Annotated in this window: 9 protein-coding genes (1 of these 9 only partly in view); all 9 read left to right on the top strand. The window is 68.3% G+C overall.

The window, feature by feature from the left end:
• Positions 1–10 precede the first annotated feature (10 nt).
• Positions 11–3547 carry a beta-ketoacyl synthase N-terminal-like domain-containing protein gene (locus HV796_RS25815; RefSeq protein ID WP_246356038.1) on the top strand — a complete coding sequence of 1179 codons (3537 nt, stop codon included), beginning with the start codon at positions 11–13 and terminating at the stop codon, positions 3545–3547.
• Positions 3544–4821: an FAD-dependent oxidoreductase gene (locus HV796_RS25810; RefSeq protein WP_175229334.1), complete on the top strand. Its 1278-nt coding sequence runs from the start codon at positions 3544–3546 to the stop codon at positions 4819–4821. Before HV796_RS25815 ends, HV796_RS25810 begins: the two co-directional genes overlap by 4 nt.
• A gap of 47 nt (positions 4822–4868) precedes the next feature.
• Complete coding sequence (locus HV796_RS25805; protein WP_175229333.1) at positions 4869–5612, top strand: SRPBCC family protein; 744 nt, start codon at positions 4869–4871, stop codon at positions 5610–5612.
• Positions 5613–5629: 17 nt separating this feature from the next.
• Positions 5630–6433, top strand: coding sequence for a hypothetical protein (locus HV796_RS25800; RefSeq protein ID WP_175229332.1), 804 nt, complete (start codon positions 5630–5632; stop codon positions 6431–6433).
• 74 nt (positions 6434–6507) lie between these two features.
• A complete protein-coding gene (locus HV796_RS25795) occupies positions 6508–7296 on the top strand; it encodes an SRPBCC family protein (RefSeq protein WP_175229331.1) in 789 nt (262 codons plus the stop codon).
• 57 nt (positions 7297–7353) lie between these two features.
• Positions 7354–8808, top strand: a complete 1455-nt coding sequence (locus tag HV796_RS25790) for a long-chain fatty acid--CoA ligase (protein WP_175229330.1) — start codon at positions 7354–7356, stop codon at positions 8806–8808.
• Between the two features lie 2 nt (positions 8809–8810).
• Entirely contained in the window at positions 8811–9548 is a 738-nt protein-coding gene (locus HV796_RS25785) for an SDR family NAD(P)-dependent oxidoreductase (protein WP_175229329.1), read from the top strand.
• A gap of 33 nt (positions 9549–9581) precedes the next feature.
• Positions 9582–9848, top strand: a complete 267-nt coding sequence (locus tag HV796_RS25780) for an acyl carrier protein (RefSeq protein ID WP_175229328.1) — start codon at positions 9582–9584, stop codon at positions 9846–9848.
• 40 nt (positions 9849–9888) lie between these two features.
• A protein-coding gene (locus HV796_RS25775; RefSeq protein WP_175229327.1) for an SDR family NAD(P)-dependent oxidoreductase crosses the window boundary here: on the top strand, positions 9889–26033 show its 5' portion. Its footprint extends 124 nt past the window's final position; 16145 of the gene's 16269 nt are visible here — the first part of the coding sequence; the start codon lies at positions 9889–9891; its stop codon lies beyond the right edge, outside the window.

Genomic DNA, 26033 nt, shown 5'->3' with positions numbered 1-26033 from the left:
CGTGAGCGACATGACGGACGTGCTCGAGCGGTTGACCGGCATCGTCTCGGCAACGCTGAAGCTGCCGCTGACCAAGGTCGATCCCGACGTCGAGATGATTCGTCTCGGCATCGACTCGATCATCGCGATGGAACTGATCGACGCGATCGGCCGCGAGTTCGCGGTCAGTCTGGCGCCCGCGCAGTTCATGGACGTCGCGACGCTGCGCGAGCTCGCCGGGCTGCTGCACGCGCCGGCGCCGGCGGCGACTGTCGCCACAACGGCTGGCAGTGACGTGCACGCGTTGCTCAGCTTCGTCAGCCGCACCTATGCAATCGACCCGCCGACGGGCCGCTTCGACTCGGTCGACGCGCTCGCCGACGCGCTCGTCGCCGGCCATGCGGACGAACTGATGCGCCACTACGGCATGAAGCCGCAACCGGTGCCTGCGCAGTCCGCGACGCACGGCGTTGCGCTCGTCGGCCTGAGCTGCCGGCTGCCCGACGCGCCTGATGCAAGGACGTTCTGGGCCAACCTTGTCGCCGGCAGGAACAGCGTGCGTGAGATTCCGGCTTCGCGCTGGCGCTGGCAGGATCACTACGCTGACGCGCCGGCGCCGGGCAAGACGGTGTCGAAGTGGGGCGCGCTGCTTGACGACGTCGACCGTTTCGACGCGCCGTTCTTCGGAATCGCCGCTGCTGAGGCGGACATGATGGACCCGCAGCAGCGCTTGCTGCTTCAGGAGGCCTGGCATGCGATCGAGGACGCAGGCATCGACCCGCGCTCGCTCGCGGGTTCGAACACCGGCGTGTTCGTCGGTTACCAGTATTCCGAATACGAACAGCGGTTGCGCGGCCTCGACTTCCAGCGACTCAACGACGGTCCGGTGTTCACCTCGTCGAGCCCGACTTACTATCTCGCGAACCGGATCTCGTTTGCGTTCGACCTGCGCGGTCCGAGCGAGGCGGTCAACGTGAACTGCGCGTCGTCGGCCGTTGCGCTCGACCGGGCCTTTCATGCGCTCCTGAACGGCGAATGCGACATGGCGATCGTCGCCGGCGTCTCGCTGAACCTGTTCGCGCAGGACTATATCGCGTCGACGCAGTATGGCCTGCTGTCGCCGGACGGCACGAGCGGCGTGTTCGACAATGCGGCGCGAGGATTCACACGCGGAGAAGGTGTCGGCGTGCTCGTGCTCGAACGCGACACCGACGTACACCGCGCGCGCCGGCGCGTCTACGCGTCGATCCGCGGCTGCCATCAGAACTATCGCGGCGCGGCACGCAGCCTGTCCGAGGTGCGTCATGAATCGATCACCGACGTGCTCGCGACCTGCTACCGTCGCGCGGCGGTGGAACCGGAATCGGTCCGCTACATCGAGGTCGATGGGTACGCGACGAAGTGGGCCGATTCGTTCGAATTCGAGGGCGTGAAGGGCGCGCTGCCGGCCGGCGCAAAGCGCTGCGCGCTCGGCAACGTAAAGGGCAACATCGGCAACGTCGAGGCTGCGAGTGGTGTCGTCAGCGTGATCAAGGTCGCGCTGTCGCTTTACCACCGCCGTTTTCCGGCGACGCTGTCGATGCGCGAGATCAGCAGCTTCATCGACGTCGGCAGCGACGCGCATCCGCTTTACATCGCCGATCACGCGATCGGCTTCGACGCGATCCGCAACGGCGACGCACCGGTGCGCGCAGGCGTCAATTCGTTCGCGGACAGCGGCACGAACGTGCATGTTCTGCTCGAGGAGACGCCGGCCGCGAGCGCGGCGGTGCCCGCCGCCGCGAACGTTGCGCCGCTGTTCGTGCTGTCGGCGCGCAATCCGGAACGTCTCGCCGACTATCTGGCGTGTTACGTCGACTGGCTGCGGGGCGACGACGCACCGGGTTCATTCGCGGATCTGCTCTACACCGCGCAGAACGGCCGCGCGGTGTTCGTCGCGCGGCTCGCCGTAGTCGCCGCGTCGCGCGACGAACTGCGCGACAAGCTCGCGCGCGTCGCCACGACGGGCCTCGATGCAGTGGGCAGTCTCGCCGCCTACGGCATCCATTACGCGTACCCCGCCGCGTCGCACGCGAACCCGCTCGCCGGGCTGATCGGCGAGGACATCGCGCGGATGCAGCTCGAACAGGCGATGCGGACCGGTCAATGGGACGCTGTCGCGCAACTGTGGGTGAACGGCGTCGCGATGCCGTGGCAAACGCTCTGGGACGCATCCGGCGCGCGCCCGGTCTCATTGCCAGGCTATCCGTTCGCGCGGCATCGCTACTGGTACGACGAGGGTCGCTCGTCAGTCGCCGCGCCGATCGCCGGCCACGGCCACGCGAGCGCGTCTGGGCCGCCGGCGCCCGCGGCGCCGTCCGACGACGCGCTGCCGCCCACACCTTCGCGCGCGATCGAGCGTCTCCTGCAGCGCGAGATTGGACGCCATGTCCGGCTGCCTGCCGACGCGGTGCGGGTCGATCTCGGCTTTATCGAGCTCGGCATGAACTCGATCGCGCTCGCCGGGATGATCGAACACATCGCCGTGGTGCTCGGCGTCAACCTCGCACCAAGCACGATCTTTCTCCATCCGCGGATCGACATGCTGGCCGCGCATCTCGCGCAGATCTGCCCGGAAGCGCCTCGCGCGCTGGATGCGTCGGCACGCGAGGCCGCAGCCGATGCGGCAGGGGCGAACAGGACGGCTGAAGCAAGCTACAGCGCGGCGCTCGCCGTCCGCACGCAGGACCATTCGAACCTGCTGATCACCGTGCAGCCGCACGGCGATGCGGTACCGATCTTCGCGCTGCCGGGCGCCGGCGGCAGTGTGCTGTCGCTGCACCGGCTCAGCCACGCGTTCGGCGCCGGGCAGCCGTTTCATTGCATCGAGGCGGTGGGCCTTGACGGCCTGACGCCGCCGATGTCGCAGCTCGAAACGATGGCCAGGCTCAACATCGGCCTGCTGACCGCATTGCAGTCGAACAAGCCGTACCGGTTGCTCGGCTATTCGAATGGCGGAGTCGTCGCATTCGAAATGGCGCGGCAACTGGCTGCGCTTGGCGAGACGGTGTCGTCGCTGGTGCTGCTCGACACGCTATGCCCGACGCTGCGCGATGACGACATGTGCGAGATGACGGCCGCCGTGTTCCGCAACTTCGTGAAGTCGCTCGGCGCGCACACGGATCTCGGCGCGGACCGCTTGCGGCAGATTCCCGAGCCTGCACGCAGCGCCTGGCTGTACGACACGATCGTCGCGCTCGGCCTCGATGTGCCGCGCGCGCAGTTCATCGCTACCTTCGACGTCGCGACCGCGAGCGAACGCGCGTGCCAGTCCTACGCGCCGCAAGTGCTGCCGGACGGCATCGACGTGCTGCTCGTGCGGGCGCGCGACGGTTTCGCCGGCGCACCGGCCGATTATGGCTGGGGCGAGTTCTGCCGCGGCGCGCTGCGGATCCGGGAGGTCGCCGGTGATCATTTCACGCTGCTCGAAGCGCAGCAGGCCGACGCGCTGGCGCGCTTGATCGACGCGCGTGAACCCGAGCCGGCGAACCCGCCGATGCCGGACACCGAACCCGCGGTGAGCAAATGATGAACCCGGCCACCCGCGAATTCGACATGATCGTGATCGGCTCCGGTACCTGCGGCGCGACCATCGCGCGCGACCTGAGCTGCGCCGGTAAGCGTGTGCTGATGCTCGAGCGCGGCGGCAATGCGCCGCTGAAGGAAACGCTCGGCGGCATCGTCCGGATCGCCGACCAGGTGAAGCTCGGCGCCGGCACGCTCGGCACCGTGCGCGCGCTGACGGCCGGCGGCTCGACCGCGATGTATTTCGGCGTGGTCAACGACCCGCCGCTCGACGTGTTCCGCGCGCTGGGCATCGACCTCGCTGGCGATTTCGCGGCGGTGCGGGCCGAACTGCCGATCGCACCGCTGCCCGACGCGTTACTGAGCCCGCAGGCGCGGCACCTTGCCGACGCCGCGCGCTCGCTTGGCCACGCATGGCGCAAGTACGACATGCTCGTCGACGCGTCGCGCTGCGCGTCCGGTTACGCATACGACGCGAAGTGGAAGGCGCGGCGCTACGTCGAGGACGCCATGCGCGACGGCGCGACGCTCGTCGTGCGCGCGAACGTCGAGCGGATTCTCATCGAACGCGGCAAGGCAGTGGGCGTCGTCTACCGTGAGCGGCGCACGCCGTTCGGCAGTACGCCGCGCGAGGCGCGCGCGCCGAAGATCGTGCTCGCGGCGGGCGAGCTCGCGTCGCCGCAGATGCTGCGCGGCTGCGGAATCGAAGGCATCGGCGCACGCGGCTTCTATTGCAATCCCGGTTACGCGATCTATGGCCTCGTGCGCGGCCTGCGCGGCACAGATGGTTTTGTCGGCTGCATGGGCGGCGAACTCGAGGACGGCATCGAACTCGGCGATGCGAATGTCGTGCATGCGATCCATCGGCCGATGATGCTCGGCGGCATGCATCTGCGGCACTTGCGATCGTTCCCGGAAACGATCGGCATCGGCGTGAAGGTCGAGGACACGCTGTCCGGCCGCCTGCATCCCGACGGCCGTTTCGACAAGCAGCTCGGCCCCGACGACCTGCACAAGCTCGACAAGGGTAAACGCGCGGCCGTCGAGGTGCTGAAGGCGTCCGGCGCGCGGCACATCGTCGATTTCGGTGTGACCGCAGCGGGCCGCGTTGGCGGGCTGCTGCAGATTGGCGAGCACGTCGACGCGAACCTCGAAACCAGCGTGCGCAACCTGCACGTCTGCGACGGCTCGGTGATCCCCGATGCGATGCGCGGCACGCCGACTCTTACGCTGCTGTGCCTCGCGCACTATCTGTCGCGGCGCCTGCTCGCGCCCTGAACAGCGCGCTGGGTACTCCTTCTTTCTCAACGCATGGACACGAAACCATGACACCTGAAAACGATCTGCGCACCGTCATCCAGCCTGGTGCGCCCATCCGGCGGCGCACCAGGCTGCGCAAGTACGTGCTGTATGGCGTGCCGCTCCTGATCGCGCTCGCGGTCGTCGCGCACTGGACGTGGGTCGCCTCTGGCTCCAACGAGTGGCGGCTCGCGAAGGACGAGGACGGCGTGCAGCTCTGGACGCTGAAGACGCCCGGCTCGGGCCTACTGCTCGTTAAGGCGCACACGCGGATCAAGTCGAGCCTTGACGGGATGGTGAAGCTGCTCGAAGACCTGAACAGCTGCGTCGACGCGCACTGCTACGACGGCGCGGTGATCGAGCACCTGCCCATGGTGCCGGGCCGCTACGCCGCCTACGTGACATTCAAGTTCGACATCACCGGGCTCAAGACGCGTCAGTACGTACTGCTGCAGGAACACAGCCAGGACCCGCGCACGGGTGCGATGACGATCCACATCCTCGCCGCGCCGGACCGGCTGCCGCCGGATCCGTGCTGCGTGCGGATCGCGCACCTGAACAACACGTGGCGGCTGAGGCCGCTGCCTGACGGTGAACTCGACATCGAGTTCACACAGGACACCGACCTCGGCGGCCTGCCCGACGTGCTCGCGAACGTCGCGCTGACGGCGGGCACCTACCAGATTCTGCGTGGGATGCAGGACCTGATGAACATGAACAAGTACCGGAATGCGAGAGTCGACTCTCTCGCGCGGCCGGCCGTGAACTAAATCGAAGAGGACACAACATGCAGGTCTTGGGTACGAAAACGAAGCCGGTCGTCGACGCGGCCAGCAAGGCCCAGCCGGCCCGCCGCGCCTGGCTGTGGCGACTCGTCGCGCGCGTCGGACTCGGTGTGACGGCGCTCGTCACGCTTGTCACGATCGCGAACTGGCTGTGGCTCCTGAGCGGCTCGAACAAGTGGGAACTGAAGACCGACAAGGACGGTGTGCAGGTCTACACGATGAAGACGCCGGGCTCGGCTGTGCTGAAGGTGCGCGGCGTGAAGCGATTCCCCGAATTCAGCCTCAGCAACCATATCGCGCCGCTGCTCGACGAGAGCATCCAGAATCCGACCGACTGCGCGAAGTGGGTGACCGGCTGCCTTGGCTACCGGATCCTGAAACACTGGGATGCGCAGACGCAGCGCAACACCACGCTGTGGACCGTGTCGCTGTTCCCGCCGTTTGCGCCGCGCGAAATGCTGCTGCAAGGGCAGTTGCATCAGGAGCCGCAGACACACGTCGTCACGCTCGAGAACATCGCGGTGCCGAACGCGCTGCCGCCCGATGACTGCTGCGTGCGCCTCGAGCACCTGCACAACATCTGGCGCTACACGCCGCTGTCGGACGGCCTGATCGAGGTCGAGGTGACCTACGACCTCGACATGGGCGGCGCTTTCCCGCAGCTGCTACAGAACCTGCACGCGCCTGACATCGTGTACGAGCTGCTGTCCACGGACATTCCGAAGCTGCTGCGCCAGCCGCGCTATCGCAACGCGCATCTCGCATTTCTTGCGGAAGGGCCGGGCCCGGTGCCCGCGAAGCCTTGAAGACCAACGCCGCGCGGGCGAGAAGCGCCGCGCGGCAGACCGCAACGACACGAACCACTGGAACGGAGAGAAACATGAACATGCCTCGCGTGAACCCAGAGGCCAAACCCGCGGCGGCCGCGGCGCCGTATCCCGCGAAGCGCTCGCGGCGAGGGCGCACGTTCAGGTGGATCGCGATCGTCATACTCGCGATCGTCACGCTCGTCTCGATCGCGAACTGGCTCTGGCTCCTGAGCGGCTCGAACCAGTGGCAGCTGAAGATCGACAAGGACGGCGTGCAGGTCTACACGATGAAGACGCCGGGCCTCGAGGCACTCAAGGTGCGCGTTGTCTCGAAGTCGAGCGAATTCAGCATCGGCACCCACCTCGCGCCCGTGCTCGACGAGAGCGTCCAGCAGGACTGCTCGAAATGGGTCACCGGCTGCCTGAGCTTGCGCATCGTGCAGCCGTGGGATCCGCGCACGCATACGAACATCGTGATGTGGACGATCGCGATGCCGGGGCCGCTCTCGCCGCGCGAGATCCTGGTGCAGAACCAGATCACCCAGGACCCGAAGACGAAAGCCGTCACGCTCGAAACGCTCGCGATGCCGAACCGGCTGCCACCCGACGACTGCTGCGTACGCATCGAACACCTGAACAACGTCTGGCGCTATTCGCCGCTGCCGGACGGCTCGATCCAGGAAGAGATGGTCTACGACATGGCGATGGGCGGTGCGTTTCCGCAACTGCTGCTCAATCTCGGCGCACCGGCGCAGCTCTTCAACGAGGTGAGCGTCGCGAACCCGGCGAAGTTGCGCGACCGGCGCTATCGCAGCGCACATCTGGATTTCATTGACGATAGCGGTTTTGCCGCGCACTGACGGGTAACCGCGCGGCTGGCGTCGCGCGACGCGTTCGCGCACACGGAGAGACATTCGATGGGCTGGATCACCGAACGATTCGAACAATTCGGGACACGGCAGGCCGCGGTCGGCCAGACGGGTTCGCAGCACGCCGGCGATGAGGCGGCCTCGGGCGTTACATACGCGGAACTGGCCGCGCGGATCGCGCGCTGGCGCGCCGCACTCGACCGCTGGGGCATCGTGCCTGGTGAACGCGTCGGGCTCGTCGCCGACTACCACATCGATGCGGTCGCGCTGCTGATGGCGCTCATCGAGGCGGGGTGCATCGTCGCGCCGCTGTCCGAAGACGACAGGACGCTGTTCGACGAGCGGCTGACGACGACCAGCGCGACGCGCATGATCGCCGTCGCCGCGTCGGGGCCGATTGCGCCGGAGACGACGCGCTGCGTGACGTTGTCCGCGCCCGGCGAGCCGCATCCACTTCTCGCGCCGCTCGTCGAGGCTGGCCGCGCCGGATTCGTGATCTTCACGTCGGGCAGCACCGGGAAGGGCAAAGCCGTGCTGCTCGATTTCGAGCGGATCACGCGCAAGTACCGCGACCGCGTGCGGCACGCGTTCCGCACGCTGCTGTTCCTGAAGCTTGACCATATCGGCGGCATCAATACGCTGTTCGCAGTGCTGCTCAACGGCGGCACGATCGTCACCTGTGCGTCGCGCAACGCGCGCGACATCTGCGCGTGCATCGCCGCCCACGCGGTAGAGCTGCTGCCGACGACGCCGTCGTTCCTGACGATGCTGCTGATGTCGCGCGTCTACCTCGAGCACGACCTGTCGTCGTTGCGCACGATCACCTACGGCACCGAGGTGATGCCGGCGTCGACGCTTGCGAGCCTGCACCAGGTGTTTCCGGACGTGACGCTAAAGCAGACCTACGGGCTTTCCGAACTCGGCATCCTGTCGACCCGATCGAAGGATTCGTCGTCGCCGTGGCTCAAGCTGGGCGGCGCCGGGTTCGAGGTGCAGGTGCGCGACGGCGTGCTGTGGATCCGTAGCGAGCAGGCGATGCTCGGCTACCTGAATGCGCCGAGCCCGTTCGACGCAGACGGCTGGTACGACACCGGCGACCGCGTCGAGACCGACGGCGAGTACTACCGGATTCTCGGCCGCGACTCCGAGGTGATCAACGTCGCCGGCGAAAAGGTGTTTCCGGCCGAGATCGAGAGCTTCCTGCTGACGCTCGACAACGTCCGCGACGTGATCGTGCGGCGCAAGCGCAGCCCGGTCGTCGGCCAGATGATCTGGGCCGAGTTCGTGCTCGAGCGCGACGAGGATCCGGCCGAGTTCCGGCGCCGCATCACCTCGCAGTGCGTGGCCCAACTGAGCCCGTACAAGGTGCCGGGCCACATCACGATCGCTGAACGCGACAGCCTTGTGGGCTCGCGCTTCAAGAAGATCCGCAAGGAAGCCGCCGCGACGCCGGCCATGGCCGCATCCGGCGATCCGCAATCTCCCCAACCGAGCGAAACCTGACCATGAGTAATACGAGCACACGGGTGGCCGTTGTCAGCGGCGGAAGCCGCGGCCTTGGCCTCGCCATCTGCGAAACGCTGCTGGCCGAGGGCTACCGCGTCGCCACCTTCAGCCGCCGGCAGAGCGCCGCGTTGGAGCGCGCCTGCGGCGCGCACGACGGGCGCCTCTACTGGGAGCCGCTCGACGTCGCCGACGACGCGTCGCTCGCAAGCTACCTGCAGCGCGTGCGCGCGCGCTTCGGCCGCGTCGGCTATCTCGTGAACAGCGCGGGCATCGCGCACGAAGGATTGCTGACGATGATGAAGGGCAGCGACGTGTCGCGGATGCTGGCTATCAATCTCGGCGGCGCGGTTAGCCTCGCGCAGCAGTGCGTGAAACAGATGATGGTGGGCGGCTCCGGCGTGATCGTGAACATCTCGTCGGTGGTTGGCGTGCGCGGCTACAAGGGCGTCGGTGTGTACAGCGCGACCAAGGCCGCGCTCGACGGCCTGACTCGCAGCCTCGCGAAAGAACTGGGCTCGCTTGGCATCCGCGTGAATTCGGTCGCGCCGGGCTTCATGGAAACCGAGATGGTCGCGGGCCTTAGCGAGCAGCAGAAGGGCCGACTCGTGCGGCAGACGCCGCTCGGGCGGCTCGGCACCGTCGACGACGTGTCCGCTGTCGTCGCGTTCCTGCTGTCGGACGCAGCGCGTTTCGTAACCGGCCAGACCGTTGTCGTCGACGGCGGCCTGACTACCTGAGGCCGCCGATCTATCGGCCTGACTGGAGAACCTATGAACGAGGCAGTAAAGGACACGATCGTGAACGCGATCCGTGCGATCGCCGTGCAGCGCGGGCTGAGCCTGCCGCCGCTGACCGATTCGACCGAGATCGTCGAAGGGCTCGGCTTCAAGTCGCTCGCCGTCGCGGCGCTGATCGCGATGCTCGAGGAAGAACTCGGCGTCGACCCGTTCTCGCACGAGGACGTGATGATCACCGACATCCGCACCGTCGGCGATTTGTGCAGCGTCTACGTGTGCTTCGCAAAGCCGGTCCGCTGAGAGCCGGACAGCAGGACCATCCCACTACGAGATTGAGCAGATGACTATGAAGGATCAAAACGTTGCGTTGATCGGTATGGCCGGCAAGTTCCCGGGCGCCGACAGCGTGTCTGGTTTCTGGGACAACCTGTGCGCGGGCCGCGACGGGCTGCGTACGCTCTCTAGCGACGCGCTGCGTGGCGCCGGCGTGCGCGACGACGAACTGGCCAACCCGGACTACGTGAAGGTGGCCGCGGCGCTGAACGACGTCGACCGTTTCGATCCTGCCTTCTTCAAGGTCTCGCCACTCGAAGCAGAACTGATGGATCCGCAGATGCGGCTGATGCTGCAGTGCGCGTGGGAGACCCTCGAGGACGCAGGTTACGCGGGCGCCGGGCCGCAGCGGATCGGCGTGTTCGCCGGCGCGGGCGGCGTGACGAGCAGCTATTTCGCGAACTTCGTGAACCGCCACGCGCGTTTCGATCGTATCACCGCTGGGGCGACCCACATCGGCAACGACAAGGATTTTCTCGCGACCATCCTGTCGTACAAGCTGAACCTGACGGGGCCGAGCGTAACGGTGCAGACCGCGTGCTCGACCTCGCTTGTGGCGCTGCATCTCGCGCGGACGAGCCTCCTGAACGGCGAGTGTGAGATGGCGCTCGCGGGAGGCGTCACCGTGCGTGTGCCGCACGAGCATGGCTATGTGTACCGCGAGGGCTACATCTTCTCGCGCAGCGGCCGGCTGCGGCCGTTCGACGTGGCCGCCGACGGCGTCGTGTTCGGCAGCGGGCTGGGACTCGTGCTGCTGAAGCGGCTCGAGGAAGCCGAACGCGACGGCGACCATATCTACGCGGTGATCAAGGGCTCGGCGATCGGCAACGACGGCAAGGGCAAGATGAGCTACACGGCGAGCAGCGCGAGAGGCCAGATCGCCTGCGTCCGCGCGGCGCTCGCGAACGCCGGCGTCGATGCCGGCTCGTTAGGCTTCGTCGAGGCGCACGGCACCGGCACCGCGATGGGCGACCCGGAGGAGGTGAAGGCACTGTCGGCTGCGTTCCGCGAAGACACCGATCGCCGCGGCTTCTGTGTGCTCGGCGCGGTGAAGGCCAACGTCGGCCATGCCGAGGCCGCCGCCGGCGTGATTGGCCTGATCAAGGCCGCGCTCGCGGTCAAGCACGGCGTGATTCCACCCGCGACTCACTACACGGCGCCGAATCCGCGCATCCGTTTCGAGAACACGCCGTTCCGGATCGACAGCGAACTGGTGACGTGGCAGTCGGACAACGCACCGCGCCGTGCCGGCGTGAACAGCCTCGGCGTCGGCGGCACGAATGCGTTCGTCGTGCTCGAACAGTATCCGCAGCAAAAGCGCGTGCGCGCGAAGCGCTCCAGTCGGCCGGTGCTCGTGCCGCTGTCGGCTCGCACGCTCGATAGCCTTCGCGCTTACGCGGCGCGGCTCGCCGGGTTCCTCGAACACGCCGGCGCAGCGCTCGACATTGCCGATATCGCGTTTACGTTGCAGACCGGTCGCGAGGCGATGGCGTGCCGTGCCGCGTTCGTCGTCAAATCGGTCGAGCAATTGCGCGGCGCGCTGCTTGCGTATGTCGAGCGCGGCGAGATCGCGGCCCCGGACGCAAACGATCAAACGGGCGCGCTCGCCGCGGCCTGGACCGCCGGCGAGACGGTCGACTGGCGCGAGCGTCCGCGCGATGCGAAGACGCGGCGCGTGAGCCTGCCGACCTACGTGTTCGCGAAGGAACGCTGCTGGATCGATGAGATGCCGGTGGCGCCCGCGAGCTCGATGCTTCACCCGCTGCTGCACGGGAATACGTCGGACCTGCACGAGCATCGCTACAGCTCGATGTTCGGTGGCGATGAGATCTTCCTGCGCGATCACCTGCTGGTGACGCCCGACGACGGCAACGGCGCTGCGACCGCGCGCCGTATCCTGCCGGGCGCCGCGTATCTGGAAATCGCGCGCGCCGCCTTCGAGCGCTCAGGTCACGTCCCGCAAGCGGGCCGTGTGGCCGCACTGCGCGATATCGTCTGGCTGCAGCCGCTCGAGGTGAGCGCGCCGACCCGTGTCGACATCGCGCTGATCCCGGGGCGCGACGATATCGCGTTCGAAGTATTCGGCGCCGATTCGGCCGTGTTTTGCCAAGGGCACATCGGTTGGAGTGATGAGACGGGCGACGCGTTGCCCGCCGTCGACGAAGCGGCCGCGGAAGTCTGGGGCGCAGAGCGCGTCTATGCCGTGTTTGCGTCGATGGGACTCCGTTACGGTCCGGCGTTTCGTGTGATTCGCACGTTGTCGATCGGCGACGGCGCCGCCCGCGCTCGTGTCTCGCTGCCGGACTCGGTACGGGCCGGCGCGCAGGAGTTCGGGCTGCATCCGGGCTTGCTCGACGGTGCCCTGCAGACCGCGACCGCGTTGCTCGTCGATCTCGGTGATCCGCCGGGCCAGCCGGTCGTGCCGTTCGCGCTGGATGCCGTCCGCCTGCTGGCTGCGTGCCCGGCAGATATCGAGGTGCGCGTGCGTTTTGCGGGGCAGCGGCCCGCGCATGGACGCCTGGCGAAACTCGACATCGATCTGTGTGACCTCGACGGCAAGGTGTGCGTCCAGTTGCGTGGTTTCGCGGCACGCGGATTCGCGAGTGCACCGCACGACGTGCTGCTCGCGACCGAAACCTGGGAAGCGGCGGCCGCGCACGGCGACGCGCGGACGACGTCGGGCCAAGAACGGCGGATCGTGCTGTGCGGATTGCCGCAAGTCGATACGGCCGCGTTCGCGTCGTTGCCGGCATCGGCCGGCGCGCCGGTCGCGACGACGCATTTGCCGATGCTCGAAGGCGTCGACATCGCGGCGCGCTATACGCAACTTTCGCTTGACGTTTTCGGGGTGCTGCAATCGATGCTGCGCGACAAGCCAGCGTCGGACACCCTGGTTCAGTTCGTCGTGCCGGCTTCGGCAGACAATCGGCTTTTCGCCGGACTCTCCGGTCTGCTGAAAACCACGCGTGCCGAGAATCCGCTGCTCGCCGCACAACTGATTTTCGCTGACGGTACGACGGACGGCGCGACGCTCGCCGCATGGCTCGCCGAGGATGCGAATGCGCCAGATCAGACGTTGATCGACCGCACCGGCAGCGCACGGCGCGTCGCGCAATGGCGGCTGCTCGACGATGCACGGCAAGCTGCGCAGTCCGATCCGTTCGGCGCCGGCGGGCCGTACCGCGCGGGCGGCGTTTATGTGATCACGGGCGGCCTCGGCGGCCTGGGTGCGTTGTTCGCGCACGATATCGCACGGCGTGCGGCGAGTGCGCGCATCGTCGTGACCGGACGCGCGCCGCAGGATGACGAGGCGGTAGCCGAACGCGCGAACGCGCTGTTCGCCGAATTGCGCGCATCCGGCGGCGAGCCCGTTTACCGGCAGATGTTGCTCGACGATGCCGAACAGGTGCGTGGCGCGGTCTCGGGCATCCTGCGCGATCACGGCCGCATCGACGGCGTATTCCACTGCGCCGGCATGACCGGTGACGCGTTCCTGCTCAACAAGCCCGTCGACACGTTTCGCGCGGTGCTGGCGCCGAAGGTCGCCGGCACGCTCAACCTGCACGAAGCGCTCAGCGACGCGGATCCGGATTTCGTCGTGCTGTTCTCGTCGCTGTCGTCGGCGCTCGGCAATCTTGGGCAGGGCGACTACGCGGCTGCCAACGGCTTCATGGACCGTTTCGCCGCGTATCGCAATGCGCTCGTCGCAGCGGGCCAATGCCGGGGCCGCACCTTGACGATTCGCTGGCCGCTGTGGCGCGACGGCGGTATGCAGCTCGACGCCGACGGCCGCGCGCAGCTCGAGCGCACCACCGGCATCCGGCCGATGAGCAGCGCGACCGGCCTGCGGATGTTCGAACGCATTCTCGCCGGTGGTCCGGACCAGACGCTCGTGATGGAAGGCGAACCGGCCGCGATGCGGCGTGCGCTCGGATGCGCGGCGCCGGCAGCGGGCGGGCTCGGCGCAGCTGAAGCAACGCCGGCATCGAACACCGCGGACACGCCGGACACTTGTTCCGTGACCTCCGCCGCCTCGCCCGAGACGCCGGAAGCGTTCGCGAAGCGCACCGAGGCCTGGCTGGGCGCGCAACTCGCCGCGCGGCTGAAACTGCCCGCCGAACGCGTCGAGCCGGGTGCGGCGCTCGAGGACTACGGGATCGACTCGATCGTTGCGCTCGACCTGACGCGGATCCTCGAAAAGACCTTCGGTCCGCTGTCGAAGACGCTGTTCTTCGAATATCTGAACCTCGGCGATCTAGCCGCGTATTTCGTTCGTGCGCACGGCGCCACGCTCGCGGCGCTGTTCGCCGCATCCACGCCCGGAGCGAGCACCGCGCCGGGCGACGCCACCGCCTCAGCGCGCGCGAAGACCACCGCTGCACACGTGACGAGCCTGCGCGCGAACCGGGCAGCCGTGCGATCCGGGCGCGGCGCGCCGGGCGACGCGATCGCGATCGTGGGCGTGAGCGGCCGCTATCCGGGCGCACGCTCGATCGATGCGTTCTGGGACGTGCTGCGTGACGGCCGCGACTGCATCGTCGAAGTGCCGGAAGACCGCTGGAACTGGCGCGACTACTACAGCGAGGACCGCTCGCAGCCGGGCGCGCACTACAGCAAGTGGGGCGGCTTCATCGAGGACGTCGACAGGTTCGACGCGCGTTTCTTCAACGTCTCCCCGATTGAGGCGCAAAGGCTCGATCCGCAGGAAAGGCTGTTCCTCGAGCATGCGTGGCATGCGATCGAGGACGCCGGCTACACGCGCGCGCAGCTGCAGATTCCGCACGGCGACGGCCTGCCGGGCCGAGTCGGCGTCTACGCGGGTGCGATGTACAACGAGTACCAGTTGCTCGGCGCCGAGGCGAGCCTCGCCGGCCGGCGCGCCGGCTTCGCGAGCAATCCGGCGAGTATCGCGAACCGCGTCTCGTACTTCCTGAACCTGCATGGGCCGAGCATGGTCGTCGACACGATGTGCTCGTCGTCGCTGACCGCGATCCACGTCGCGTGTCAGGACCTGCGGCTCGGGCGCACGGCGCTCGCGCTCGCCGGCGGCGTCAACGTGACGATCCATCCGAACAAGTATCTGATGCTGAGTGCCGGCCAGTTTATTTCCGGCGACGGCCATTGCCAGAGCTTCGGCGAGGGCGGCGACGGCTATATCCCGGGCGAGGGCGTCGGCGTCGTCGTGCTGAAGCGGCTCGCCGACGCCACGCGCGACGGCGACCGCATCTACGCGGTCATCCGCGGCACGGCGCTGAGCCACGGAGGCAAGACCAACGGCTACACGGTGCCGAATCCGCATGCGCAGGCGAACGCGATTCGCGACGCGTTCGACGATGCCGGTGTCGATCCGCGCCACGTGAGCTACATCGAGGCGCATGGCACCGGCACGAAGCTCGGCGATCCGATCGAGGTCGCCGCGCTGACCGGCGTGTTCCGCGAGCGGACTGCCGACACCGCGTTCTGTGCGATCGGCTCGGTGAAATCGAACATCGGCCACGGCGAGGCGGCTGCCGGCATTGCCGGGCTGACCAAGGTGTTGCTGCAGATGAGGCACCGCCAGCTCGTGCCGTCGCTGCATTCGTCGACGCTGAATCAACACATCGATTTCGACGCGACGCCGTTCGTCGTGAATCAGGCGCTGCGCGGCTGGGACGCACCCGTCGTCGACGGACGCGCGCTGCCGCGCATCGCGGGCATCTCGTCGTTCGGCGCGGGCGGCTCGAACGCGCATTTGATCGTCGAGGAATATGTCGCGCCGCAGGCGGTGGCACAAACGCCGGCGACGGTTCTTGTGCCGCTGTCCGCGCGCACGCCCGAGCAGTTGAAGGAGAAGGCGCGCGACCTGCTAGCGATGCTGCGCGACCCGGCTTCGAGCGTATCGCTCGCGTCGGTTGCGTACACGCTGCAGGTCGGGCGCGAGGCGATGGCCGAGCGCGTCGGGGTGCTCGCGAACTCGTTGGAGACGCTGCGCGAGCGGCTCCAGGCGTTTGTCGACGGTGCCGCGGATGGGACAGGCGGTGTCAGTGTCCATCGTGGCACCGTGCGCGGCGCGCCGACCATCCCGGCCACGGCAAGCGCATCGCAAGCCGGCCCGGACATGGGCGACAACGAGCTCGCGCGCGTGCTCGATGCGTGGGTCGCGGGCCACCCCATCGACTGGCGCCGCCTGTACCGTGTGGCACCGGCGTTGATCAGTTTGCCGGCCTATCCGTTCGCGCGGCAGCGGTACTGGTTCGACGTCGCAGCCGATGCGGCTACGCTTCGCCGCCATGCGGTGCAGGTCGGCAGGCGTGCCTCGCATCCGCTGTTGCAGCGGAACACCTCGGACTTCGACGGCCAGCGCTTCACGTCGAGCTTCGACGGCGATGAATTTTTCCTGACGGGCGAGCCGGGCGCGCGTGCATTGTCGGCCGCCGCGACGGTGGAGATGGCGCGCGCGGCGTTCGATGCGTCTCTGCCTGGGTCGCGAACGGCGGGCGTGATCGAACTGCGCGGCATCGCGTGGGCGCGACCCGGGGTCGCCACAGACGCGCACTCGCTCGCAATCGCTCTGTTCGACCAGCACGGCGACGCGGCGCGCTTCGAGATTCATCGCACCGGCGCCGACGACGAAACCGTGCATTGCCAAGGCGAGGCGGCGTGGGTCCACGTAGCGGCACCGGCGCGGCTCGATCTCGCCGCGCTGCGCGCCGCCGCCGATGAAGCGCAAGCGCTCGTCCCTCTTCAACTGCCGGTCGAGATGGATGCTGGCCGGGCGGACTATGTGCTGCATCCAGCGCTCGTCGCCGATGCCTTGCGGGTGGCGGCAGCGCTCGCCGATACGCAGGCGCAGCCGAGCGCGCTCGCCACTGCCCGGATCGTGCTGCCGGGCGTGCAGCCGGAATTCGCCTGGATACGGCCAACGGCCGACGTTCAGGGCGCATTCGACAGTGCGTTCGATATCGATCTGTGTGACCGCGACGGCAATCCTTGCCTGCAATTGCGCGGGTTGCGCTATCCGGTGGCCGCAAGCGTTGCGCAGTCGCGCTCGTCCGCTGTGGTGCTGCGCGTTCCGGCTGCACCCGCGCCGGCGGTTCGCAGGCGGGTGCCGATTGCCGCCGCAGCACCTGCCGGCATCGCGCAGACCACCATCACGCAGGCTTCCCTTTCCCGATCGCGCGGCGTGACGTTGAGTGCGCCGGCTGTGTTCGCGTCGACTTCGGTCGCCACCGAGGTATTGCGCAAGCCGGTCTTCGCGCCGGGCCATGCGGGCGCGGACGCGTATTTCGGTCCGAACGCAAACCACGCACAGGTCAAACTGTTCGATGACGGCGACGGCGTCTACACAATTGAGCTCGACACGTCGGAACTCGCGCCGCAGTGCATCGAATCATTGCTGGCCGCGCTGCGCGCGGCCGAGGCGGCATCGGACCTGAAGGTGCTGATGCTGAAGGGCGGCGATGTCTTCCTGAGCGGCGCCCGCGATGCGCACGCGGACGCAATCGCGCTGGGGCTTTACCGCGCACTGGCCGCGTTCCCGTATCCGACGATCGCGGCGATGCGCGGCGACGCGCGCGGCGCGGGTTTCCTCGTCGGCGCGCTGTGCGATTTCATGATCTGCGGCGAAGCAGCGCGTTACGGGTTCACGATGCCCGACGCGCAGCTGTTCCCGAACCAGATTCGCGCCCTGTTCGATAAGCGCTTCGGCCGCCGCTGTGCGGCGGGTCTGCTGTATCTGGACCCGCTCGTCAGCGGTTCGCGGTTGCGCCAGATGGGTTGGGGCGGGCAACTGGCGGCGGCCGGCGACGTCGAGGCGCTTGCGCAGGCGTTCGCGGTCGATCTCGCCGGCAAGTCACGGCTCGCGCTGCGGCTCCTGAAACAGGAACTCGCGCGGTCAATGCTCGGCGCGGTCGAGACGCTGCATGCGGCGGTGCAGACGCGGTCCATGACGCCGAGCGCGGATGCGGCATCGATCGCGCCGCCCGATACCGCCGCGTTCACGCAATTGCGCCTACAGCACGACGCGCCGGGTGCGCTGACCATCACGTTATGTGCCGCTCACCGCGAGTTCGACCCTCACGCGCTCGCGGTAGAGCTTGCACAGGTGCGAGCGGCGCTCGCCTCGGCGGCGACCGCGGCCGCGCCGCGCTGCATCGTGCTCGCGAGCGAGCATCCGGATTTCGCGCCGCTCGGCGCGTCCGATCGCGACCTCACAGCCGTGCTCGCGCTGCACGAAGCGCTGCGCGCATTCGCGCAACCGCTCATTGCGGTACTGGATCGCGGCGCGTCGGGCGCGGCATGGTTTACCGCGCTAGGCGCCGACCTGTGCCTCTACGCGGACGACGGCCGCTATTCGGTGGACGGTCTGCTCGCTGATCCGGTGCTTGCCAGCCGCGCGGTCGGTGCTTTCGCACGCCATTTCGATACCGCGTCGATGAAGTGGCTGATGGCGAGCGACGAACAGACGGGCGCGTCGCTACAGCAATCGTTCGGTGCGGCGTGGGTCACGGCTCGCGAACGCGCGCTTGCGGACGCGCTCGAGCTCGCGGACGCGCTGGCTGCGTGGCCGGGCGATGCGCTGGCCGCGTTGAAGGGGGGCGAACCGGACGAAGCCGCACCGGAACTCCCGGTGCGGCCGGCTGAGGCTGCGCTGCCCGAGCGCGCGCAAGCCGACGCCGCGCAAAGCGCACCGCTCGGTCCTGTCGCGCTCGGCTCCGACGTCGTCACGGCAATCGCGCACCCGGATGGCGTGCTCGAAATCACGATGGCCGATCGCGACGCGAGGAACATGTTCTCCGACGCGCTGTCGCGTGACCTGATGCGAGCGTTCGAATATATCGCCGCGAGTCGTGCGTACAAGATCGTCGTGCTGACCGGCTACGACCAGTATTTCTCTGCGGGCGGCACGCGCGACACGCTGATCGCCATCCACAGCGGGCGCGCGCGTTTCACCGACAACCCGCTGTTCCGGCTGCCGCTCGATTGTGCGATTCCCGTGATTGCCGCGATGCAGGGTCACGGGATCGGCGCCGGCTGGTCGCTCGGGATGTTCGCCGATCTCGCGCTGTTCTCCGAAGCGAGCCGCTATCGGAGCCCGTACATGAACTACGGCTTTACGCCGGGGGCTGGCGCGACGCTCGTGTTCCCGTACACGGTCGGCCATGATCTCGCGCGCGAGTCGCTGCTGAGCGCGCGCGAATACAGCGGCGCGGAACTCGCGGCGCGCGGCGTCGCACAGCCGGTGCTGGCACGCGATCGCGTGCGCGATACGGCGCTGGCGCTCGCCAGCCGGCTCGCGAGTGCGAGCCGCACGACGCTCGTCGCGTTGAAACAGCAGTGGGCGTCCTCGCTGCGACAACAAATCGACGCCGCGCTTGCGCACGAACTTGCGATGCACTCGGAAACCTTCGTCGGGCAGGCGGACACGCTCGCGCGGATCGAACAAGGCTTCGCGGAGGTGCCGGCCGTCCAACCGGCACAGAACGCACCGGCTACCCGCCATGCCGATCCGGCGCCATCAGCGGGCCCGGCGCCCGAGCCGGCGGCGGACCTGCGTGCAATCGCCGCGCGTCTGCGCGAGCTGCTCGCGCACGAGCTGCGGATGTCGGAGCACGAGATCGGCGAGGACGAGCCGTTTGTGTCGCTCGGCCTCGACTCGATCACTGGCGTGACCTGGATCCGGCGCATCAACGAGCTCTACGGAACGGACATCGAGGCCGTCAAGGTCTACAGCTATCCGACGCTCGCGCAACTGGCGCAGCATGTCGCGAGCGAAGTCCGCGCGCGGATCGGGCAAGCGCCGGCAGCCGATACGAACACGGGTGCAAACGCCGGCGCGGCTGCGGCGCTGGCGCGCAAGGGCAACGCGAACGCCGAACCGCGCGGCGACGAACGTGCCGCCTTCGGGCCGGCCCCCCTGAGGTCCTGGCGCAAGCGCGGCAGCGGCCGCGCGTCCGCGCGCGCGGCGCAGCGCGACACGCCCGCGATCGCGGTGATCGGCATGGCCGGCCGCTTCGCGCATGCGAACTCGCTCGATCAATTCTGGCGCAACATCGCCGCCGGCCACGACGCTATCGACGAGGTGGCGCGCGAACGCTGGGATGTCGCGCGTTATTACCAGCCCGGCGAGGTCGCGCCGGGCAAGACCATCAGCAGGTGGCTCGGCGCACTCGACGGCCATGACCGTTTCGACGCCGGGTTCTTCCGGATTTCACCGCGCGAGGCGCGCGCGATGGATCCACAGCAGCGCGTGTTTCTCGAGACGTGCTGGCACGGCATCGAGCACGCCGGCTACGATCCGAAGTCGCTCGGAGGCACCCGCTGCGGCGTGTTCGTCGGCTGCGCAGCGGGCGACTATCACCAGCTCTCGCCGCGCGAGCAACTGAGCGGCCCTGGCTTCACCGGCTCCGCGCCGTCGATTCTCGCGGCGCGCATCGCGTACCTGCTCGACCTGCAGGGGCCAAGTCTCGCGATCGACACCGCGTGCTCGTCGTCGCTCGTCGCGATCGCCAACGCGTGCGACAGCCTCGTCGCCGGCGCCAGCGATCTCGCCCTCGCGGGCGGCGTCACCGTCCTGTCCGGCCCGGCGATGCACATCATGACTTCGCAGATGGGCATGCTGTCGCCGCACGGCCGCTGCTACACGTTCGACGACCGCGCGGACGGCATCGCGCTCGGCGAGGGGGTCGGCGTCGTCGTGCTCAAGCGTCTCGCCGATGCGGAGCGCGACGGCGACTGCATCTACGGCGTCGTGCAGGGCTGGGGCGTCAACCAGGACGGCAGGACGAACGGCATCACCGCGCCGAACGCCGAGGCTCAGGCGCGGCTGCAGCAGGAGGTCTACGAGCGGTTCGGCATTGATCCGGCCAGCATCGGACTTGTCGAGGCGCACGGCACGGGCACCGCGCTCGGCGATCCGATCGAGGTGGCCGCGTTGAAGGCATCGTTCGCGAAGCATACGCGGCGCACGAACTACTGCGCGATTGGCTCAGTGAAGAGCAACATCGGGCACTGCCTGTCGGCGGCCGGCGTGTCGGGCTTCATCAAGGCACTGCTTGCGATCGGGCAACGGCAACTGCCGCCGGCCGCGCATTTTCGCCAGCTCAACCGCCATATCCGCCTGCAGGATTCCCCGTTCTACGTGAACGACACGTTGCGCCCGTGGCCGGCCGACGGCGATGCGCCGCGCCGCGCCGCGATCAATTCATTCGGCTTCAGCGGCACGAACGCGCACGCGGTCATCGCCGAGTATCGCGGCCGCGCAGACCACGCGGCGCCGCGCGAGGATGCACTCGTGCCCCTGTCCGCGAGCACGCCCGCCGCGCTCGTGCAAAAGGCTCGCGATCTGCTCGAGTGGCTCGACACTGAGCCGGCGAGGGACGGTGATTTCACGCGCGTCGCTCATACCTTGCAGACGGGACGCGAGCCGATGAGCGAACGCGTCGCGATCATCGCGTCGTCGCGCGACGATCTGCGCGCGAAGCTCGCCACGTTTGTCGCGCACAAGGACGGCGGCAACGGCTCGTCGGCCCGCATCCATCGCGGCGACGTAGCCGCGAACCGCGATACGCTGCGCGAGCTGAACGACGATGCCGACTTCCGCGCGATGATCGGCAAGTGGATCACGCAGCGCGCGCTGTCGAGGCTCGCAGACCTCTGGTCGAAGGGGCTCGATTTAGACTGGGTGCGCTTCTATCCGGACGGCGCACCGCGCCGGATCGGGCTGCCGCTCTATCCGTTCGCGCGTGAGCGCCACTGGCTGTCGGCCGACGACGCGCCGCGTGGCGCGCCCGGCGACTTGAGGCCGGCCGCGAACGGCGCGGGCGTCGATATCGATCAGAGCGGTCCGGACGCGTCGGAAGCCGCGTCGGCCTTTGTGTCTGCGCCCGCCGGCGCACCGGCTTCGATGACCGCCGATACGGTCCCGGTCATGTCGATCGCGTCGCTGCGCGAGCATTTGCGCACGAGCCTCGCCGAAGTGCTGCTGGTCAACGCACTCGACATCGCAATCGACAAGCCGTTTATCGAACTCGGCCTCGATTCGATTCTCGGCGTCGAGTGGGTGAAGGCGATCAACGCGCAGCTCGAGGTCCAGCTCGCGGCGACCCACGTCTACGACTATCCCACGCTTGACTCGCTGGCCGCGCATCTTCACGCGATGCTCGCGGAACGCGTGGGCCCGGCGGCTCGCGAGGGCCAGGGCGGGGTGAGCGCAACGCCGGCGCCACGCCCGCAAGCGTCGCGCGCGGCAACCGGCAGTACGCGGGACCCTGCGGCGCGGTCAATCGAAACGGTGAAACAGCACCTGCGCGTGAGTCTCGCGCAGGCATTGCTGATGCAGCCCGCCGACATCGACGTGAAAAGGTCGTTCACCGAACTCGGGCTCGATTCGATCATCGGCGTCGAATGGGTGAACGCGCTGAACAGTCAATACCCACTCGCGCTGACGGCGATGCGAATTTACGACTATCCGAACGTCGAGGCGCTCGCGGCGTTCATCGCGGGTCAACTGCCTGCTGCGCCTGCATCAGGCCGTCGCGCGGCATCGGGGGCCATCGCGTTCGCACCGAAGGATACGAGCCCGTACTGCGATCTGGCCTACTACGGCGCCGCTTACGACGGTGATTTCGATGCTGACGGCGAATGCGCCGTGCGTTTCCGCCTGAGCCCGGAATCGGACGTCAGTCTGCGCGAGCACGTCGTGTTCGGCGAGCATCTGTTGCCAACGGACGCCTATATCGAACTGGCTTACAGCGCGTTCCGCACGTATTTCGACGCCGGCTCGGTACGCATCGAACACATCAGTATCGTCAGCCCGCTGCTCGGCAGGAAGGGCGAGGACTGCCACGTCCAGGTCGTGTTCCGGCGCAACGGCGACGCGCTGCAATTCTTCGTCCGGTCCGGCCCGTCGACTGACCGCTGCGGCGAGCGGCTGCACATGCAGGGCTTCATCGTGGCCGCGCCTGGCGACGGGAACGAGCCGCCGCGCCATGTGGCGCCCGCGACGTTTGAGATCGAACAGAGGCTCGCCCGCGCCGAGATCCCGACCAACACCGGCAGCTTCTACGCGCCGCTCGAATCGCTGGCGTTCGGAGCTTCGCACGCGAGCGCCGACATCCGTCCGGCCACGTACGCGCGAGCGTTCCTGATCGGTCCGTTCCCGCTTTACGGCGGGCTCTGCACAGTGATCAACCATGCGGCCTGGCTGATCGGCACGCGCTACGGCGCAAGCGGAGACCAGTTCCTGCCGCATCGGATCGGCGCGATCGTCGCGCACCGTCCGCTTGACGGCCGCGCGTATCGCTGCGACGCGCGCGTGCGCGCGCTCGAACGTGACGTCGCCGAGTTCGATTTCGAACTCGTCGACGAAACCGGCATGCTCGCGCTGAGCGTCGAGGCGATCAGCCTGCGCCGCGTCGCCGAACACACGCTGCGCGCGCAATCGGCGCCGCGTCACGACGCACCGCAGACCGCGCTTCAAGCCGCGCCGGCTCGCCGCCGCGGCACCGAAGCCGGCAAGGTCGCGGTGATCGGCATGGCCTGCCGCTTCCCGCAGAGCCCCGACGCCGATGCGTTCTGGCGCAATCTCGCGGGGGGCATTGACTGCGTGAGCGAGATACCCGCTGAACGCTGGCCCCACGACGCCGACTGGTTCCATACCGATCCGCGCCATGCCGGCACTTCGTATTCGAGATGGGCGGGGCTGCTAGACCGGATCGACGCGTTCGATCCACTGTTCTTCGGCATCTCGCCCGCCGAGGCCGAACTGATCGATCCACAGCAGCGGATTTTTCTCGAGGAATGCTGGAAGGCGATCGAGAACGCCGGTTACGCGCCCGGAGCGCTGTCGGGCAGCGCATGCGGCGTCTACGTCGGCTGCGCGAACGGCGACTATGCACGCGTGCTGCGCCATGCAGGCCAGGACACGGCGGGGGCCGCGTTCATGGGCACCTCGAGCGCGATCCTCGCTGCGCGCATCGCGTACCTGCTGAACCTGAAGGGGCCGGCCGTCGCCGTCGATACCGCGTGTTCGTCGTCGATGGTTGCGCTGCATCTCGCCTGCGAGAGCATCCGCAACGGCGAAAACGAGATCGCGCTGACCGGTGGCGTGAACGTGCTCGCGACGCCGCTTGGCCACATCCTGACCTCGCAGGTCGGCATGCTCTCGCCAGACGGCCGCTGCGCGCCGTTCGACTCAAGTGCGAATGGCATCGTGTTTTCGGAGGGCTGCGGCGTGCTGCTGTTGAAGTCGCTGTCGAACGCGCTCGCCGACAACGACGAGATCCTCGGCGTGATCGAGGCGTCGGGCACGAATCAGGACGGCCGGACCAACGGGATCACCGCGCCGAGCTCGACCGCGCAGGAACGGTTGCTGCGCGAGGTGTACGGCCGTTTCGGCGTCGATGCGCGCCGCATCCAGTACGTCGAGGCGCACGGCACCGGCACGCCGCTTGGCGACCCGATCGAGGTCGCCGCGCTCGTCGCCGCCTTCGGCGCGCACGGCGCTGCCGAAGGCCAGTGCGCGCTCGGCTCCGTGAAAGGCAACATCGGCCATGCGGGCTTCGCAGCCGGCATCGCCGGGATCATCAAGGTGCTGCTCTCGATCCGGCACGGCAAGCTGGCGCCGTCGATCCACTACCGGACGCCGAATCCGCACATCGAGCTGGCGGCGTCGCCGTTCTTCGTCAACACCGAACTGCGTGACTGGGACAGCGACGGCGCACGGCGCGCGGCGGTCAGCTCGTTCGGTTTCAGCGGCACGAACGCACATGTTGTGATCGCCGGGCATGCAGGCACGGGCGACGTGCCGCGGCGGATGCCCGCCGCAACGGCGGCGCCTCACGCGCTGCCGCTGTCGGCACGCGGCGAGGCGCAGCTTCGCGAGAAGGTCGCCGCGTTGCTGGCGTACCTGAGCGATGCGAAGGAGGCCGTGGACCTCGAACGCGTCGCGTACACGCTGCAGGTCGGCCGCGATGCGATGACGTACCGGGCGGGCTTCGTCGCTGCGTCGGCCGGACAGCTCGCCGGCCAGTTGCGCATGTATCTCGACGGCGCGCGAGGCGAGGCGGGCATCCATCACGGGCCGGCGACGCGCGACGCGGACGCCCAGGATCTCTTCGCGGATGACGACCTGCGCCGCCTTGTCGGCGACTGGCTCGTGCACCGCAACTTCCCGAAGCTGATGAACCTGTGGGTGCGCGGCGTCGAGGTCGACTGGCAGGCGCTGTACGCGGACGATCGGCCGCGCCGGCTGGCGCTGCCGACCTATCCGTTCGCGCGCGAACGCTGCTGGGCGAGCGGCGAGGAACAGCCGCGGCGCGGCGCGGCCGCGCCCGCCGGCACGGTGCTGCATCCGCTGCTGCACCGGAACAGCTCCGATCTCGACGGGCAACGCTACACGAGCTGCTTTGGCGGCCGCGAACGTGTGCTCGCCGAGCATCGCGTGAACGGCGCGCCGGTGCTGGCGGCGGCTGCGTATCTGGAGATGGTGCGCGCGGCGCTCGCCGATGCGATGCCGGGCGGGCTCGACGGACTGTGCGTGCAACTGCGCCACGTCGTCTGGGAGCAGCCGCTCGCAGTCAGCAGCGAGCGCAGCGTGACGATCGATCTCTACGACGAGGACGACATCGGTGGCGACAGCCTCGGCTTCCAGGTCGAGAGTGTCGCCGACGACGGCAGCACCACTGTGCATTGTCATGGGCAATGCTTCGCGGCGCACGAGCCCGCGCCGCAGCCGCTCGATCTCGTGGGGCTGCGCGAGCGGATGCGCGGCGAGGGGCTCGAACCGGCCTCGCTGTACGCGCGTTTTGCGGAACTGGGCCTCGACTACGGTCCCGCGTACCGGAGCGTCGTCGCGCTGCATCAGGGCAACGGCGAGGCGCTCGTCGAGCTGCGGATGCCGACGGACGAAACGCTGCGCGACTGCGTGCTGCATCCCGGCGTCGTTGACGGCGCGCTGCAGGGCACGATCGCGCTCGCGATGGCGGGCGGCAGCCGCCCGGTCTTGCCGTTCGCGCTCGAGGCGCTCGACGTGATCTCGCGGTGCGGGTCCAGGATGGTCGCGTGGGTCCGTTACACGGCCGGCAATGCGCCGCTGCCGGACGCGCTCGTGAAGATCGATATCGACCTTTGCGACAGCGACGGCACGGTATGCGCGCGGATGCGGGGTTTTTC

Origin of the sequence: Paraburkholderia humisilvae, from assembly GCF_902859855.1 — a bacterium.
GTDB lineage: Bacteria > Pseudomonadota > Gammaproteobacteria > Burkholderiales > Burkholderiaceae > Paraburkholderia > Paraburkholderia humisilvae.
The sequence above is the reverse complement of the archived record's forward strand: the minus strand, read 5'-3'. Positions and strand labels throughout refer to the sequence as shown.